This is a genomic window from Flavobacterium humi (assembly GCF_004745595.1).
In the GTDB taxonomy this organism is placed as follows: Bacteria; Bacteroidota; Bacteroidia; order Flavobacteriales; family Flavobacteriaceae; genus Flavobacterium; species Flavobacterium humi.
Genome location: NZ_SRLH01000001.1, coordinates 622,695 through 641,251 on the forward strand (window position 1 = coordinate 622,695; position 18,557 = coordinate 641,251).

An 18,557-nucleotide genomic window follows, 5' to 3' on the forward strand; every position below is an offset into this window, starting at 1 on the left:
GATAGAACTGATTTCGATGGTTTCTTTAGCAGAAATAGTCAATACATCATGCACCGGATTCGGATAAACATTAAAATAATTCGAAAATTCAAAATCCTGGACACCTAATGCTGCAATGGTTGTAGTAGCGGTGTTGGTCACAATCGGGAAGTTATAATCGAAATAAATGCTGGCCGTATTGCTGAAAGTATTGCCTGAAACCAATGTTGGTTTGGTTTTTACCTTAAAAGCTACATAACCGTCATTATTGGCATCGTCAAAAGGTAAATTGATATTTTCGAAAATGAATTCGACTTTATTGCCTTCGGTAATTCTTGTTGTAAACGAATGACTTGCTTTCATCGGAACTAATGAACTGATATCAAATTTGGCCGTATCGATCATGTCTTTAACCACGATATTCTGGGCAGGGAAAGTTCCCGTGTTTTCAAAACGGATCATATAATGCACATATTCTCCAACTTTGCCTGGTGCAATAGTTGCGCCTTCCAAACATGTTTTATCGTTAGGATCGAAGGAATTGACTACTGTCTGGTTTAGCTCAAAGGTATTGTCATTAGGCAATTCGTCAGTAGCCACTGAAGTAATCGAAGCTGTATAATGTAAGATATCGCCACCATTAACTGCCGGTGTTTCCATAGGGGAATTGACATTTAGTGTAAAAGCGATTTCCCTTGTTTCAAAAGGTACTAAATTGGTAAAAGCCCAAGATAAGCTATTTGTTGAAGCAGTAGCAACAGGATTCGAAGTAACCAAATCTAAAGCAGCATCATTAAACGTTACATTTACCGTTCCAGATTGAGTTGTATTTCCTTTGTTTTTGTAAACCAATTTGTATGTTGCATCAAAACCAGGCCTTGCAGGAACAAGTGGTAAAATTGAAACTTCTAAATCAGGGTGAATACCATTAACGGTTATACAAAAATTTTGGATAAAAGGGCTTGCCTGCGTTGGAAAAGTAACATTTACCGTTGATGGGGAAGCATTAAAATAAGAAGCGTTTTCAAAAACGGGTGTAATTGTATGTGTTCCGGCTAGAACGGGAATTGAATAATTTCCAACTGCATTAGAAATTAGACTTCCTGAATTCGTACCATCAGTAATATTGAATTTTAAATTAGGCAATGAAGTATCTGCAACATCGCAGCCATTATTGTTGGCATCAAATTTTTGATTTCCTTGAATCGTGTAAAATTGGCCACCAGGTACAAATGAACAATAAGAATTTACATGACAATTAGTGTATCCATATTGTGTGATTGCATTTTGAATACTTGTTAATTGAGATTCATCAGCACATATATAAGTAAGATTAGGACAATTATTAAAATTAAAAGTGTCTTCATTTTTTGCATTTTTTATGAAGATATTTTTCAATTGACTATTATTATCACAATATAAAAAGCTTAAAAGAGGATTCTGTGATAGATCTATGCTGACTAATTGATTGTTGTCAAACGATAAAACCATCAATTTAGGATTTTGCGCCACATTTAAACTAGTAAGCTGATTGTTGTCAAAATTTAAGGATACTAAATTACTATTTTGCGCAACATTTAAACTAGTAAGTTGATTATTAGCACACAACAATTCTTCTAAAGTAAAATTCTGAGTAACATTTAAACTAGTAAATTGATTATTCTCACACCAAAATTGTACCAGAGCATGATTTTGTGTTAGATCTAAACTAGCCAATTGATTATTTGCGCAATACAAATAAACTAATGAAGGATTTTGTGTTACATTTAAATTAGTAAGTTGATTACCAGTACAATTCAATTTAAGTAAAGCTGAATTTTGTATTACATCTAAACTAACAAGTTGATTATTAGTGCATTCCAAAGTTTCTAAAGCAAGGTTCTGAGTAACATTTAAACTAGTAAGCGGGTTAAACGAACAGTCTAAATATTTTAAAGTTGGATTTTGATTCGGATTAACGCTAGTAAAATTATTACTTCTACAATCTAAATATTGAAGATTAACTAGAGAACTTAAAGATAATGATGTTAAATGATTTTCACCACAGGATAAATACTTTAGATTAATAAGTGGACTTACAGGTAAGGATGTTAAATCATTTTCACTACAGTTCAAACTTTGCAGATTTGTAAAATACTCTATTCCTGACAAGTTTGAAATATTAACAGTCATACCAAAAAATTCATAGGGTAAACCAGCAAAATTATCCAAAGATAAAGAATAAACATTTTGTGCTTCAGCTACTTGTATCTGACCGTCATTATTCTGATCGATCAGGATTGGGCTTCCAGATATATTTCTTGCAACTGGAATATTCACTTGGTATGGCATTCCAGTAACTGGATTAACCGCAAATTGATACTGATTGGGACGAAGTAAAACTTGCTTAAAATTATCATCCGGAAAGTTAATAATCTGTGCCTCAGCACCAGTAAAAAAGCCAATAGCCAATAGCAAAAAGTAAAGTTTTTTCATTTATGTAATTTTTTGTGCAAATATAGTGTGAAACACACCATTTAAATTGATTATTCTGAATAAAAAAGCCCCGCAAAATGCAGGGCTCTTATATTTAAAAAAGACTGGGATTATTTCCCTCCTTTTTCCATTTTAGCTTTCAATTCAGCCAAGATATCATTGTTGTCTCCTAATGTAGAAGCAGCAGGGATATTGTTGTTTGATGAATTGTTGTCATTTGAAGCTTTCACGTTTTTCTCTTCTTCCTCACGGAAAATAGCAGTGTGAGAAGCTACGACTCTTTTGAATTCTTTGTTGAATTCAATTACTTTGAAATCAGCTGCATCGCCTTTTTTCAATTTCTTACCATCTTCTTTTTCAAGGTGACGGGTAGGAATGAAAGCAATAACATCATCTCCGAAATCTACAGTAGCACCTTTGTCAACAATTTCAGCGATTACCCCGTTGTGGATAGTTCCAACAGCGAAAGCATCTTCATGTTTGTCCCATGGGTTAGCCGTAGTTTGTTTGTGGCCTAAAGATAATTTACGTCCTTCAACATCAAGTTCTAAAACAACAACATCTAATTTCTCACCAACATTGATGAATTCAGATGGATGCTTGATTTTTTTAGTCCAAGATAGGTCAGAGATGTATACTAATCCGTCGATTCCTTCTTCTAATTCTACGAAAATTCCAAAGTTTGTAAAGTTTCTAACAGTACCTGTATGTTTAGAACCTACCGGGTATTTAGAAGTAATGTCAGTCCAAGGATCTTGTGTCATTTGCTTGATACCTAAAGACATTTTTCTTTCTTCTCTGTCAAGAGTCAAGATAACCGCCTCAACAGTATCACCCACTTTTACGAAATCCTGAGCAGAACGCAAGTGCGTAGACCAAGACATTTCAGAAACGTGGATCAAACCTTCAACACCTTCAGCAACTTCGATAAATGCACCGTAATCCGCAAGGACAACTACTTTACCTTTTACTTTATCACCTACAGTCAATTTAGAATCTAAAGCATCCCATGGGTGAGCGTTCAATTGTTTTAAACCTAATTGGATTCTTGTTTTCTCATCATCGAAATCAAGGATTACAACGTTTAATTTCTGGTCTAATTCAAGAACTTCGCTTGGGTGGTTGATTCTTGACCAAGAAAGGTCAGTAATGTGGATCAATCCATCAACACCACCTAAGTCAATAAACACACCGTAAGAAGTAATGTTTTTAACAACACCTTCTAATACTTGTCCTTTTTCTAATTGACCAATGATTTCTTTTTTCTGAACTTCAATATCCGCTTCGATAAGCGCTTTGTGAGAAACAACAACGTTTTTGAATTCGTGGTTGATTTTCACCACTTTGAATTCCATCATTTTGTTTACATATTGATCGTAATCACGGATTGGTTTCACATCGATTTGAGAACCTGGCAAGAAAGCCTCGATTCCGAATACATCAACGATCATACCTCCTTTAGTTCTGCATTTTACAAAACCATTAACGATTTCTCCAGTTTCATTAGCAGCGATAACTCTATCCCATGCTTTGATAGTACGGGCTTTACGGTGAGATAAAACCAATTGACCTGTTTTGTCCTCACGAACGTCAATTAATACCTCTACTTTGTCACCTACTTTTAAACCTGGGTTGTAACGGAATTCGTTCAAAGAAATAACACCTTCAGATTTAGCGTTGATGTCAACGATAGCATCTCTTTCAGTGATTCTTACTACTACTCCTTCTACAACTTCTTCCTGATCTGTTGAAATAAAAGTTTTTGCAACTAATTCTTCAAATTCTCTTAAGTTGCTTTCATCAACAGCATCAATACCTTCAGCATAGTTATGCCAGTTAAACGTTGATAAAAACTCTTCTTGTGATTTTAATGTTTCAGACATGTCTGATAAAAATTTGTATTCTGTATTCTCTCGTGTTTCATAAAGCGGTAGAAAACTACAGAAGTGTTTTACATAAATAATTGATACCTAAAGGAAACGCTAACCGCCAAAAGGTGTGCAAAAGTAATTCTTTTTTTCGGAATTACAAAAGGTTTTTAAATATTATGATTTACATAATTTGCAGGAAATCAAGCAGTTTGTATTTTCAGGAGCTTATTCCCGTCATCGCCCATATCTTTTTCCGGCAAATCCGGCTTTTGCTGCCGCAACAAGGTCCCGCATCAGGAAAAAGGATATTTGGCTCTACCGGGGCTAGGCTTCACTGTTTCAAAACAAAAACCCGATGGGCAATAGCCACCGGGTTCCTTTATAATTAGGTAAGATTAATTTTTAATGCGTTACGCTTTCCACGTCTTTAGGATTGTGCTTGTGCTTGAACAATACAGCAAAAGCAATCGCGATTATCAAGGCATATCCTGCAAATGCAAGCCAGATATGGTGCCAGTCCCTTGCCCCGTCGTGAGTAAAAAACCTGTCAATTACAATACCGCTAATGATTCCCCCGAAGAAAGCGCCAAAACCGTTAGACATCATCATAAACAACCCTTGCGCCGAAGAACGGATTTTAGAATCGGTAGTGGTTTCTATAAACAATGACCCTGAGATATTGAAGAAATCAAAAGCCATCCCGTAAACAATGCAAGAAAGTATGATCATCCATAAACCGCCGGCCGGATCACCAAAAGAAAACAAGCCAAAACGCAATACCCAGGCCAGCATACTGATGAGCATTACCTGTTTGATCCCGAAACGTTTCAGGAAGAACGGGATTGCCAAAATAAACAAGGTTTCCGATATTTGGGAAATCGACATGATTATCGTGGAATATTTCACCACAAATGAATCCTTATATTGCGGGATATTCGAAAATTCAGACAAATACGTATCTCCATACATGTTCGTCAGCTGCAAAGCACCTCCCAGGAACATAGAGAAAACAAAGAACAAAGCCATTTTGTAAGTCCCGAACAATTTAAAAGCATCGAAGCCCAGTTTTTTGGCCAGTGAAGCATTCTCGTCAATTAATTTCTGGGGTGGGCATTTAGGCAACGTAAAGGAATAAATCCCTAAAATAACGGCCGCAAAAGCCGAAATATAAAACATATTGGCCGAAGCCTTGTTGTCGGTCAAATTCGTGATCCACATGGCTACAATAAAACCTATTGTCCCCCAAACACGAATAGGAGGAAATACTTTCACAACATCAAAATCATTGTTTTTCAGAATATTATAAGCAACGGAATTGGATAAGGAAATGGTAGGCATATAACACATCATAGCGGCAAAAATCACCCAGTAGAAATGCGTCGGGTTATCTACCTGCGGCAAGTAAGCGATGCATAAACCGCCAATAATATGCAGTATCCCGTAAAGCCTTTCAGCATTTAAAAAACGGTCAGCGATAATACCTGTAATGGCCGGCATTAAAATAGATGAAATTCCAAGTGTAGAAAAAATGGCTCCAAATTCGGCACCACTCCATTGTTTTGTTGCAAACCAATAATTTCCAACAGTAATTAACCAGGCTCCCCACACAAAAAATTGAAGGAAACTCATTAGTGTTAATCTAAATTTAATATTCATAAAATTGTTTTTGGTTTTGTTTGATTAAAAAAAGCCGGTAAATCTAGTAATAAAAATAATTGTACGACTCATTTTAATTAAATATTATTAACCAAATCCAAAACGATATTGAATTGCTCTTCCCTTGTCAGATGGGAATTATCGATCTCGATCGCATCATCAGCTATTACAAGTGGGGAATCGTCCCTGTGGGTATCTATATAATCGCGTTCTACCACGTTTTGAAGGACATCTTCAAAAGAAACGGCATCACCTTTCCCAATCAGTTCGTCATAACGGCGCTGGGCACGGGTTTCCGCACTGGCCGTCATAAATATTTTAAGTTCGGCATCAGGAAAAACAACCGTCCCGATATCACGGCCATCCATAACAATACCTTTGTTTTTTCCCATTTCCTGCTGCTGTTCAACCAGTTTGGCACGTACCTGGGAAACTTCTGCTACTTTACTCACAAAACCGGAAACTTCAATGGTACGGATCTCTTTTTCGACATTCCTTCCGTTGAGGAACATTTCGGCAAAACCCAAATCAGCATTGAATTCGAAATGCAGTTTTACCTGAGGGATATCACGGATTAGGCTTTCTTTGTCAAAAGTTTCCGCCGAAATATAACCCTGTTCCATGGCGTACAAAGCTACGGCACGGTACATGGCTCCTGTATCCACATAAATATAACCCAGGTGTTTGGCTAATTGTTTGGCTAAAGTGCTTTTCCCCGTAGAGGAAAATCCGTCAATGGCGATGGTAATTTTTGTATTCAAAACTAAAATTTAAAGATTAATCATCAAACCGAATAAACTGGTATTTGATGCTAATGTATATCTCGAATAAGAATAATCGAACCTAAATTTAGTGAATCGGATTCCAAATCCAGCAGAAATACCCGAAAAAGTCCTCTGTTCCACTATTTTAAGTTCGGCGGCGCGGCGGAAATTATAGCTCACGCGCAAACTGAAGGCTTTTTTAGGAAAAACCTCGGCCCCGAAAATAACATGTCGGAAAGCATTTCCAAGAAAACCCACTTTCTCTTCAATCACTTCTCCGTCAATAGTTTGCTCTCCTCTGGCCGGATTGGAAAAACCAACTTTCCATTTCTGGAGGTTTTCCAGCGTAAGGTGCCATCGGATGGGCACGTTTTCCAATTCCTGGGAAATCCCAGCGATTACTTCAACCGGCAGTTTTTCGTTCTGACCGGCGTATGTGGTGACCTGTGTCCCTAAATTCCGGACAACCAGGCCATAATTGATATCGTTTTTATCGTCTACGTAAATCGCACCCAAATCTGCTGCAACACCAAAGGAATTATAGGATTCAAGTGTTGAAGAAATAAATTTCGCATTGGCACCGATATACAATTTCGTCCAGGGCACATTATACGCATACCCTAGCGATAATGCGATTTCACTTCCTGTAAATTCTCCTGTCGATTGGCCCATTTCATCCCGTCCGTCAAAATTACCATAGTTTATGTAAGTAACTCCCGCGTGAAACGTCTGCAGATGCCTGTCATAAGTATAGGCATAGGCTCCGGTCCCATAGGTCACGTCACCGAAATAATTTCCGTAATTCAGGGCCAGCCTGCCATTCATTTCCTCGTTGATTGTTGCAGGATTGAACAAGGGCTGATTCACATCATAATCATGAATAGTAATGGTTTTACCACCCAGGGCAGCCTGCCGTGGCGAGGAAATCAAGTTTAAAAACTGGTATACGCTTTGTCCACCCACCTGGCTATAGGTTGAATAAGTCATAATCAGCAACACCAGGATAAAGAGTTTTTTTTGCATTGAAATTTGTACGGATTGAAACAATATAACGCGGAAGCGAAGATATTATTTTTTCCAAAAAAAACGGCTAAAAAATTTAGCCGTTTTAAATTATAATGTTTTAGGGTGCTTTACCTTGTCTTTGGTAATGGCAATAGCCAATACTTCGCTCATTTCGTTTACAAAATGGAACGTAAGCCCTTCTACATATTCCGCTTTGATTTCATTGATATCTTTCCGGTTTTCTTCCGATAAAATGATTTCTTTGATTTTTGCCCTTTTGGCAGCCAATATCTTTTCTTTTATCCCGCCAACCGGAAGGACTCTTCCCCTAAGGGTGATTTCTCCGGTCATGGCCAGGTTTTTCTTCACTCTTTTTTGGGTTAGTAAAGAAACCAGGGAAGTCAGCATGGCAATTCCTGCACTTGGCCCGTCTTTTGGCGTAGCGCCTTCAGGGATATGCACGTGGATATTGTTTTTGGTGAAAATTTCCGGCTTCACTCCTAACCTTTCCGCATTGGCTTTCACATATTCCATGGCAATGGTCACGGATTCTTTCATGACCGTACCCATATTCCCTGTAAAAGTCAGGCCGCCTTTCCCAGCAGAAATAATCGATTCGATAAACAAAATATCGCCTCCAACGCTTGTCCAGGCCAAACCTGTAACGACACCGGCTATATCGTTGTTTTCGTATTTATCCCGTTCCATTCTTGGAGCGCCAAGTACTTTTTCTATATCTTCATCGGTTACCTTAACATTGTATTCTTCTTCCAGGGCGATGCTTTTTGCCACATTACGGACCATTTGAGCGATTTTTTTCTCCAAGCCACGTACTCCGGATTCACGAGTATAACCTTCTACTATTTTCTCGATTTGTTTTTTTCCTAAAGAAATCTGTTTGGTGGTCAATCCGTGTTCCTTGATTTGTTTCGGTACCAAATGCTGTTTCGCGATTTCAACCTTTTCCTCAATCGTATAACCTGTCATATTGATGACTTCCATACGGTCACGCAAAGCCGGCTGGACATTGGCGATATTATTGGAAGTAGCGATAAACATGACTTTAGACAAATCGAATCCCATTTCCAGGAAATTATCATAAAACTCCTTGTTTTGCTCCGGATCCAGAACTTCCAGCAAAGCAGAAGAAGGGTCGCCCTGGTTGCTGCTCGACAATTTATCGATTTCATCCAAGATAAAAACCGGATTGGAAGTTCCTGCTTTTTTCAAGCTCTGGATAATCCTTCCCGGCATGGCGCCGATATAGGTTTTCCTGTGCCCGCGGATTTCTGCCTCATCACGTAAGCCACCCAGCGACATACGCACATATTCACGACCTAAAGCTTCTGCAACCGAACGCCCGATAGACGTTTTACCAACACCCGGAGGTCCTGTAAAACACAGGATTGGGGATTTCATATCATTTCGCAGTTTTAAAACCGCCAAATGTTCTATCATTCTTTTCTTGACATCTTCAAGACCGAAATGATCCCTGTCCAATATTTTCTGGGCTCTTTTCAAATCGAAATTATCCTTTGAAAACTTGTTCCATGGCAATTCCAAAAACAATTCCAGGTAATTCCTCTGGATCCCGAAATCCGGGGAATTCGGATTTGTGCGCTGCAGTTTGGAAATTTCTTTGTCAAAATGCTTTTTGGTCTTGGCATCCCAATTGATTTCCAAGGCTTTTTTACGCATTTCCTCGATTTCTTCTTCATGCGAGGCACCGCCCAGTTCTTCCTGGATGGTTTTCATTTGCTGCTGCAGGAAATATTCCCGCTGCTGCTGGTCCAGGTCGAAACGCACTTTAGACTGGATATCGTTTTTAAGTTCCAATTTCTGGAGTTCGATATTCATGTGCTTTAAAGTAGACAATGCTCTGTCTTTCAGATTATTTACTTCCAGCAATTCCTGTTTTTCTACCACAGAAAGATTCATATTGGAAGAAACAAAATTGACTAAAAACGAATTGCTTTCTATATTTTTTATGGCAAAAGTAGCCTCGGTTGGAATATTCGGGCTTTCTTTTATAATTTGAATCGCCAAATCCCGGACCGAATCAATGATGGCTGAAAATTCCTTGTCTTTTGCGACAGGCCTTTCTTCGGAAACTTCTTTGATAGTCGCCCTTAGATAGGGTTCGGCTGTGGTCACCTGATCGATTTCGAAACGTTTTTTCCCCTGAAGGATTACCGTTACGTTACCGTCCGGCATTTTTAAGACACGAAGGATCCTGGCCACCGTACCGACTTTGTTGATTTCATTTTCGGACGGATCTTCATCTTCTTCATTCTTTTGCGAAACAACGCCGATGATCTTATCCGAAGCATTCGCGTCATTGATTAATTTTATCGATTTATCCCTGCCCGCCGTAATAGGAATGACCACACCGGGGAAAAGCACGGTGTTTCGAAGGGGAAGAATTGGCAAATCTGCCGGAAGTTCCTCATTATTCATTTCTTCTTCATCTTCCGGTGTAAGAAGTGGGATTAAATCCGCTTCCGAATCAAATTCCTGTAGTGACAAATTGTCAATGGTGATTATTTTTTGTTGAGACATATTGTATTTAAGTCATTTTGTCATTAAACATAGACAGCCCGTACTACAAAGTTATTACATTACAAACTATCATCTTGCTGAAAATCAATAAATAAGAAAATAATTTATCGATTGCCTACTATAATAAGTCAAGTATTATGCCATAAAAAAATCCCGTGCACTAAAAAGCCTACGGGATTCCTGTTATGTCAATTTTAATCTGTTACAGATAAGTAACATCAAATGTTCCCGCTGTAATTTGATGCGTCACGATAGGTGGCATCATGGTACTGGCCGTAAAACTAAAAGTCCCTTTTATCCTTTTGGTTGTAGTGTCATGCGAAATTATGGTCATGGTACCTGCACCTCCGAATATACCCGTAGCAGTGCCATCCAGGATATATTGCCCTCTAACTGTTGAGTCAAGTTCTGTAAATGTATAGGTTGAACCAGCGGTTGCAGTATCAGGAATTGCCAAGCCGATATTCTCTATGTTTCCTCTCCTACCGGTTATGGCTATCAATCCGCTTGTTCTGACTCCGGTTATATTGGTTGGAACAAAATCAACACCATCCAGTTTAGCTGTAAAAGTATTTCCGGTTGGTGCTACTACATCTGCAGCATAGGATAAATTTGTAAATACTCCATTTGTAAACACCTTGGTTTCAATAGTTGTGCTTGAACCAGATGCAAATCGTACACCTGTAAACTTAAATGTCCCTGATATTTTTTTATTGGTAGTGTCAATGCTTGAAATAACGATTTGGGCAGTATCGGTATAATTTGCAAAACCGGCAAAATCACCTGTATCGTCATCGGCTGCCAAATACGGTATATTTCCGGAACCCGCACTGTAAATCAATCCAAAAGGCATAGAAGAACTGTTAGTCATATCTAAAGTGTATGTGCCTACCGTAGCCCCGGGAATCGTAATCTGGAAAAATTCTCCCGATGATTTTATTCCTGTAATAGCAACATAATCACTGTTTACAATCGCTTGGATAGTATTTGCGGTAAATGTCTGTCCGTCAAAATCAGCTTTGAAAACCGCTGGTGAAGAAGGATTAGATGGATTAGACGGGTTATTGGCACCTGGAATAGTCCCTTCATAAGGTTCTATTTCTGTTGTACAGGAAGAAAAAAATGCGGTCGCAAATAACAAAATAAATGCGAAAGAGGTTTTTAGTTTATTCATCTTGGTAGGGGTTAATTTTTTTATTTTTTTGACAAATATATAATTATTTATGATTTGGTAACATTTTGTTTCGGCACCCTTAACAATAACAAAAGCCCTATGACAAAGAAAATCCCTAAAAACACAATGGAATTCCGCATGGAACCTGTTACCTGGTCAATGATTCCGTATATGGACATTCCTATTACGATCCCGACTTTTTCGGTAACATCGTAAAAACTGAAGTATGAAGCCGTGTCTGTGGTTTCCGGTAATAATTTGGAATAAGTTGAACGCGCCAAAGACTGAATCCCTCCCATTACCAAACCTACAAATCCTGCGGTCGCGTAAAATTCATTCGGTGTTTCCACAAAATAAGCAAAAACACATAACACCGCCCAAAAACCATTCAAAAAGATCAAGGTATTGATATTCCCGAATTTCCCCGAAGCCCTGGAAGTTAGGATTGCTCCTATAACTGCAACGATCTGAATCACTAAAATACTAATAATCAAACCGGTGGTTTTCTGACTTTCTGTTTCCCAGCTGATTTCCTCGGCTCCAAAATAAGTAGCTACCAGCATAACGGTCTGAACGGCCATAATAAATACAAAATAACTTCCCAGATATCTTTTTAAAGGGATATTGCTTTTGACATCCTTCCAAACCAATTTCAATTCTTTAAAACCGTCAAAAATAACTGCTTTTGTAACTTTATGACCGGTTGAAGCCCCGTTTGGCAAATAATAATAGGTAATGTGGCTAAAGCCGATCCACCAAATGCCGACCATCAGGAAAGAATACCGCATCATTTCCATTTTCTGATCGTCCGGGGACAGCATTACCATCGCTAGGTTGATAATCAGTAAAATAGTGCTGCCGATATACCCCATCGAAAACCCACGGGCACTTACTTTGTCCTGTTGCTCGGGAAAGGCAATATCGGGAAGGTAGGAATTGTAAAAGACCAAACTCGCCCAAAAACCTATCAATCCAAACAAATAAACCGTATAGCTGATAAAGAAATTTTCAACATTAAACCAATATAGCCCGATACAGGACAAACCGCCCATATAGCAAAAGAAACGCAGGAATGATTTTTTGTTGCCGATATAATCTGCAATTCCCGACAAGATAGGCGAAATAAAGGCTACAATCAGGAAGGCCAATGCCGTAACGAATGTTATCATGGCTGTGTCTTTGCAATGGTACCCGAAGACATCCACATAATTATTCCCCCTGATTTTGAATAATGCATTATAAAAAATTGGAAAGATCGCCGAGGCAATCACCAGGCTGTAAACAGAGTTCGCCCAATCATAAAATGCCCAGGCATTCAACAGTTTTTTGTCTCCTTTTTGAAGTGTTTTCATCTTTTATAAATTTTTAAGCATAAAAAAAGCCGCTCAATTGAGCAGCTTCGAAAGTACTATATTTTTATTTAAATACAACACCAAATTTTGCAGCCTCCGTTTTCGCTTTCGGCAATAATGCCTTTAGGTTGGCAATACGGGTTTGGTTGGAAGGGTGCGTGCTTAAAATTTCCGGTGGCGCATCGCCTCCTTGTGCGGCCATTCTTTCCCAAAGGAACACGGCATTTTCCGGATTATAACCCGCAATGGCCATCAAAGTAAGCCCAATCATATCAGCTTCGCTCTCATGGTCCCTGCTAAACGGGAGCATTACTCCTACCTGGCTTCCTACACCATATGCCTGCATGATCAACTGTTGTGTTTCCGGGCTTTTGTTGCCTGTCGCGGCGGCCACTCCAACACCTCCAAGCTGTTGCAGCAAGCCGGCACTCATCCTTTGCTGCCCGTGGTTGGCCAAAGCGTGTGAAACCTCATGTCCTAAAACGGCTGCCAAACCGGCATCGTCCTTGCAAATGGGCAAAATCCCCGTATACACCACTATTTTCCCACCGGGCATACACCAGGCATTTACTTCTTTGCTGTCTACTAGTTTATACTCCCATTGGTAATTTGTCAGATAAGAAGCATTTCCATTGGCAGTCAGCCATCTTTCGGCGGCTACCTTTATTTTATTAGCTACCGTTTCGACCCTTTTGGCATCTTTTGTGCCGGTAATCACTTTGTTTTCAGCCAAAAACTGCCCGTATTGCTGGAATGCCGATGGGAATATTTCGCTGTCCGGGACCAAAGCCATCGTTTTTTTGCCTGTAAAAGGATTCGTGGCGCAGGAATACACCAATGCCAAAACCCCAAATGCAGAAATTATTATACCTTTTTTCATCTTTTCTTATTTTGTATGTGTAGTAAAATTAATCCATTTTTTTCAATTCCTCCTAAAATAAAACGTAAAGTATTTATGATTATTTTATGATCCTGATTTAATTCAAAACCTTAAAAAAACCTTAAATTGCGGTGCATTAATTTTCTCTATTTTGAAAACAAAACATCAGGAAGGAATCCAGGTTCCAAAAGCCATTATTTATGTTGTAAAATTTGTTCAATTTATTTCGGAAGATTTAGTTACCAAACTGGCTTCCCGCATTTTTACAAGCCCCATCAAGCATAAAATCCCGAAAAGGGAATTCGAGATGGAACGAAAAACAAAACAGGAAACCGTTTTCATCCCCGAAATAAAAAAAGAAATCATTGTTTATCATTATGGCAACGGCCCTAAGAAAGTATTGTTGGTGCATGGTTGGTCCGGCCGGGGGACCCAATTGGTAAAATTCGCCGAGGAACTGATCGGTTTGGGCTATTCGACCATAAGTTTTGATGCTCCGGCCCACGGGAAATCTGCCGGGAAAACAACATTAATGCCGGAATTTATCGCTTCCATATTAGAGTTGGAGCGGCTATACGGCCCATTCGATTATGCCATTGGCCATTCCCTGGGGGGCATATCCTTATTAAATGCGGTTAGGCAAGGTTTGAAAATAAAAAAGCTGGTTGTCATAGGAAGCGCTGATAAAATCAGTGATATTTTTGATGAATTCGTAAAGAAACTGGAGTTAAAACCTATCATATCAAAGAAGATGATTGCCGGTTTTGAAAAAAAATTCGGTGTATCGATGGATGACTATTCTGCACATTTAGCGGCTCAAGAGGTACACATCCCAACATTGGTCATCCATGACGAAAACGATTATGAAGTCCCTGTATGGTGCGGGAAAAACATCCATAAACACCTGCCGGACGGAACGATTTTCATTACCAAAAAATTGGGCCACCGAAAGATTCTCGGAGACAAAAACGTGATCAGCAAAACAATGGATTTCATTCAAAATTAAAACCAATTACCATGAAATATCCGGTAGAAAAAACAGAAGAACAATGGAAACAGGAATTGGGCGAGGAAAAATACAAAATCCTTCGTCAAAAAGGGACTGAATTCCCACATTCCGGGGAATACAACCTGCATTTCGAAAAAGGGACTTATGTTTGTGCGGCTTGCAAGGAACCTTTATTTGAAAGCAGTTCAAAATTCAACGCCCATTGCGGCTGGCCTTCTTTTGACGAATCCATTCCCGGGAAAGTCGAATATATCAAAGACCATTCGCACGGGATGCTCCGTACCGAAATCCTGTGTGCCAATTGCGGCGGGCATCTGGGGCACGTTTTTGATGACGGCCCGACCCCAACCGGAATCCGGTATTGCGTAAATTCTCTTTCCATCGACTTTAAATAAATATATTCTGTTGTTCATTTTGTTTAATTTGTTTAATTTGCATTCAATTAACACCCATTTACAGAATGACCAATATTACAAGATTATTTGATTTCCCTTATTATCAGCTAAGTAAGCAGAATTTACCAGATGCTTTGGTAACAAAATATAATGACCAGTGGATCAAGACTTCAACCCAGGAATATATCAATAAAGCCAATACGATATCGAGGGCTTTGCTTCGGATGGGAATCCAGAAAGATGATAAAATCGCTATCATTTCCTCCAATAACAGGACCGAATGGAACATAGTGGATATCGGCGTGCTGCAAACCGGGGCGCAAACGGTGCCAATTTATCCTACTATTTCCGAAGAAGATTACCAGTACATCCTGAATCATGCCGAAGCTAAATTCTGTTTTGTTTCGGATGCTGAAGTTTTAGGGAAATTAAATATGATCAAACAAAATGTACCGTCACTAACGGAGGTTTTTTCATTCAATGAAATCGAAGGCTGCAGAAACTGGAAGGAATTGCTTGTTTTGGGTGAAGATGAAACCAACCAGGATGAAGTGGAAAGCAGGAAAAACGCCGTCCAATCGGATGACCTGGCTACTATCATATATACTTCGGGTACTACCGGAAGGCCTAAAGGCGTTATGTTATCCCACAGAAACATCGTATCGAATGTCATGGACAGCGCCAAGAGGATTCCTTTTGAAGAAGGCAACAGCAGGGCTTTGAGTTTCCTGCCGGTATGCCATATTTTTGAACGGATGATCCTGTATTTATACCAATATTATAGCATTTCGATTTATTTTGGCGAATCGATAGAAAAAATCAGTGACAACCTTAAAGAAGTAAAACCCAATGTTATTACAGCTGTTCCGAGGCTGCTGGAAAAAGTGTACGACAAAATCTACGCAAAAGGCACGGAATTAACCGGTTTGAAAAAGAAACTGTTCTTTTGGGCCATCGATTTAGGCTTACGCTACGAACCGTACGGAGCCAACGGTTTTTGGTATGAATTCCAACTCAAAATTGCCCGGAAACTTATTTTCAGTAAATGGAAAGAAGGATTGGGCGGAAACCTTGACCTTATGGTTTCAGGAAGCGCGGCTTTGCAGACAAGGCTGGCCCGGGTTTTTGCCGCGGCAGGCATCACAATCATTGAAGGTTACGGATTAAGCGAAACATCTCCTGTAATTGCGGTAAATGACACCCGCAACCACGGATTCAGGATTGGTACCGTAGGTAAAATCATTGACAACCTGGATGTTAAAATCGCTGAAGACGGTGAAATCCTTTGCAAAGGGCCAAATGTCATGATGGGCTATTACAAAGACAAGGAAAAAACGGATGAAGCCATTATAAATGGTTATTTCCATACCGGGGACATCGGGGAAATCGATCAAGAAGGCTTCCTTAAGATCACAGACCGTAAAAAAGAAATGTTCAAAACTTCCGGAGGAAAATACATTGCGCCGCAAATCCTTGAAAACACCATGAAACAATCCCGTTTCATCGAACAAATCATGGTAATTGGCGACGGACAGAAAATGCCGGGAGCCATCATTCAGCCTAATTTTGAATTTGTCAAAGAATGGGCTTCACTACATGGTATCACTTTAGCGGCTTCAAACGAGGAAATCATCGAAAACCCAAAAGTGATCGAACGAATCCAGCAGGAAGTGGAAACATTGAATGAGAAATTCGGGAATTGGGAAAAAATAAAACGTTTTGAACTTACTCCGGATATCTGGTCCATCGATGGCGGCCAGCTTACTCCTACCCTAAAACTGAAACGTAAAGTGATTTTGGAGAAATACAAAGGCTTATACGATAAAATTTACAACTAACCATGAAATACAACCTGCTTTCATATTTGCTTCTTGTGCTGGTTTTTACCGGCTGCAAAAACAATGAAGGCACGGTTAAGGACAATTACCTGGATTTTTCCAAAAGGGACGACCAGTTTACCGGCGGTATCAAAATGATTCCCATAACGACGTCTGCCGGTAAATTCAAGGTCTGGACAAAAACGGTTGGCCAAAATCCTACCATAAAAGTATTGCTGTTGCATGGCGGGCCCGGACTGACCCACGAGTTATACGAAAGCTTTGACGGCTATTTCCCCAACGAAAGCATCGAATACATTTATTACGACCAATTGGGGTCTTATTACAGCGACCAGCCAGACGACAACCGTTTGTGGACTAATGAGCGTTTTGTGGAAGAAGTGGAACAGGTCCGAATCGCTTTAGGCCTGGACAATACCAATTTTTACTTAATGGGGCAATCCTGGGGCGGGATCCTTGCTATGGAATATGCCCTGAAATACCAAAAAAACCTCAAAGGCCTTATCATTTCCAATATGATGGCCAGCGCTTCAGACTATAACCAATATGCCGAAAATGTTTTAGGGCCCCAATTGCCGAAAACCGTTTACGACCAGATCAAGGCATTTGAAAAAAACAAAGACTACACCAATCCGAAATATACCGAATTGCTGTTCAAGTACTACTACACCGAACATATCCTGAGAAAACCGCTTGAAGAATGGCCGGAATCCATCAACCGTTGCTTTAAGCACATCAATCCTAAAGTATATGTGTATATGCAGGGACCGAGCGAATTCGGGATTACCGGCGATGCAACGCTTAAGGATTGGAATGTCAAACCAAGATTGAAAACCATCTCGGTTCCCACCCTTACCATTGGTGCAAAATATGACACTATGGATCCCAGGCATATGGAATGGATTTCAAAAGAAGTCCAAAACGGGCGGTTCTTGTTCTGTCCTAACGGAAGCCATCTTTCCCAATACGATGACCAGAAAACGTATTTTTCCGGAGTAATCCGATTTTTAAAAGACGTTGACAGCGGCCGTTTCAAAAGAAACAATTAAACCTCCTTTTGTTATATTAAACTCATATTTTTAACTTTTTTTTTATTAAATTCACAGCGCAAACCAATAAAACAAACGCAAAATGAATTTAAAAAACTTTTTTATTGCAGGAATTGTAGGTGGTATTGTTGATTTCCTTTTAGGATGGATACTCTACGGCATGATCTTTACGGATATTTATCCGCAAAATGAGCACACAAAACTCCATTTTATCTTTTTAGGATGCATGACTTTCGGTTTTTTCATTTCCTACCTATATATAAGGTGGGCCGGGATTACTACTCCGAAGATAGGACTTGCGACCGGGCTTATCATAGGTTTTTTCAATAGCCTGGCCATGAACTTCTTTATGTATTCGAGCATGGAGTTTAATATGCAGAACATGCTTTCGGATATATTTGCTTCTATTATTATAGGAGGAGGTGTCGGCGGCGCTGTAGCATTTGTTAACGGAAAATTGAAATAATCCTTCTTATATCATAACCTAAACTCCTTATTTCTAAGGAGTTTTTTTATTTATAACCAATTAATCAAAAAATAAATAAATTTAT

14 protein-coding genes are annotated in these 18,557 nt (G+C 39.3%); 5 read left to right on the top strand and 9 right to left on the bottom strand.

Translation table 11 applies throughout. The features are described from left to right. From E4635_RS02665 to E4635_RS02705, 9 genes are all read right to left on the bottom strand, one after another. On the bottom strand, nt 1-2,454 hold a 2,454-nt coding region (locus E4635_RS02665; RefSeq protein ID WP_135525057.1), incomplete at its 3' end, for a DUF7619 domain-containing protein. Between the two features lie 110 nt (nt 2,455-2,564). Next, complete coding sequence (gene rpsA, locus E4635_RS02670) at nt 2,565-4,337, bottom strand: 30S ribosomal protein S1 (RefSeq protein WP_135525058.1); 1,773 nt, start codon at nt 4,335-4,337, stop codon at nt 2,565-2,567. Nucleotides 4,338-4,727: 390 nt separating this feature from the next. Further along, the gene (locus tag E4635_RS02675) at nt 4,728-5,981 is read right to left on the bottom strand and encodes a nucleoside permease (RefSeq protein ID WP_135525059.1); all 1,254 of its coding nucleotides are present in this window, start codon (nt 5,979-5,981) and stop codon (nt 4,728-4,730) included. 77 nt (nt 5,982-6,058) lie between these two features. Next, nucleotides 6,059-6,742 (bottom strand): (d)CMP kinase, encoded by a 684-nt coding sequence (cmk, locus tag E4635_RS02680; RefSeq protein WP_135525060.1) that lies wholly within the window; start codon nt 6,740-6,742, stop codon nt 6,059-6,061. 9 nt (nt 6,743-6,751) lie between these two features. Beyond that, entirely contained in the window at nt 6,752-7,768 is a 1,017-nt protein-coding gene (porQ, locus tag E4635_RS02685; RefSeq protein WP_135525061.1) for a type IX secretion system protein PorQ, read from the bottom strand. Nucleotides 7,769-7,858: 90 nt separating this feature from the next. Then, complete coding sequence (lon, locus tag E4635_RS02690) at nt 7,859-10,309, bottom strand: endopeptidase La (RefSeq protein ID WP_135525062.1); 2,451 nt, start codon at nt 10,307-10,309, stop codon at nt 7,859-7,861. A 202-nt stretch (nt 10,310-10,511) separates the two neighbouring features. Next, complete coding sequence (locus tag E4635_RS02695) at nt 10,512-11,483, bottom strand: DUF6252 family protein (protein ID WP_135525063.1); 972 nt, start codon at nt 11,481-11,483, stop codon at nt 10,512-10,514. Between the two features lie 47 nt (nt 11,484-11,530). Continuing rightward, on the bottom strand, nt 11,531-12,835 hold the full coding sequence (locus E4635_RS02700) for an MFS transporter (protein WP_135525064.1): 1,305 nt from the start codon (nt 12,833-12,835) through the stop codon (nt 11,531-11,533). 64 nt (nt 12,836-12,899) lie between these two features. Beyond that, nucleotides 12,900-13,715: a M48 family metallopeptidase gene (locus E4635_RS02705; protein ID WP_135525065.1), complete on the bottom strand. Its 816-nt coding sequence runs from the start codon at nt 13,713-13,715 to the stop codon at nt 12,900-12,902. Nucleotides 13,716-13,866: 151 nt separating this feature from the next. On the opposite strand from E4635_RS02705, the gene E4635_RS02710 reads away from it, so the two are divergent. The 5 genes from E4635_RS02710 to E4635_RS02730 all read left to right on the top strand — a co-directional run bounded on the left by E4635_RS02710 (nt 13,867) and on the right by E4635_RS02730 (nt 18,472). Beyond that, nucleotides 13,867-14,721, top strand: coding sequence for an alpha/beta fold hydrolase (locus E4635_RS02710; RefSeq protein WP_169630186.1), 855 nt, complete (start codon nt 13,867-13,869; stop codon nt 14,719-14,721). Between the two features lie 11 nt (nt 14,722-14,732). Next, nucleotides 14,733-15,119 (top strand): peptide-methionine (R)-S-oxide reductase MsrB, encoded by a 387-nt coding sequence (gene msrB, locus E4635_RS02715; protein WP_135525066.1) that lies wholly within the window; start codon nt 14,733-14,735, stop codon nt 15,117-15,119. A gap of 65 nt (nt 15,120-15,184) precedes the next feature. Next, nucleotides 15,185-16,957: an AMP-dependent synthetase/ligase gene (locus tag E4635_RS02720; RefSeq protein WP_135525067.1), complete on the top strand. Its 1,773-nt coding sequence runs from the start codon at nt 15,185-15,187 to the stop codon at nt 16,955-16,957. 2 nt (nt 16,958-16,959) lie between these two features. Beyond that, nucleotides 16,960-18,006 carry a proline iminopeptidase-family hydrolase gene (locus tag E4635_RS02725; protein WP_135525068.1) on the top strand — a complete coding sequence of 349 codons (1,047 nt, stop codon included), beginning with the start codon at nt 16,960-16,962 and terminating at the stop codon, nt 18,004-18,006. 82 nt (nt 18,007-18,088) lie between these two features. Next, nucleotides 18,089-18,472 (top strand): hypothetical protein, encoded by a 384-nt coding sequence (locus E4635_RS02730; protein ID WP_135525069.1) that lies wholly within the window; start codon nt 18,089-18,091, stop codon nt 18,470-18,472. Nucleotides 18,473-18,557 lie beyond the last annotated feature (85 nt).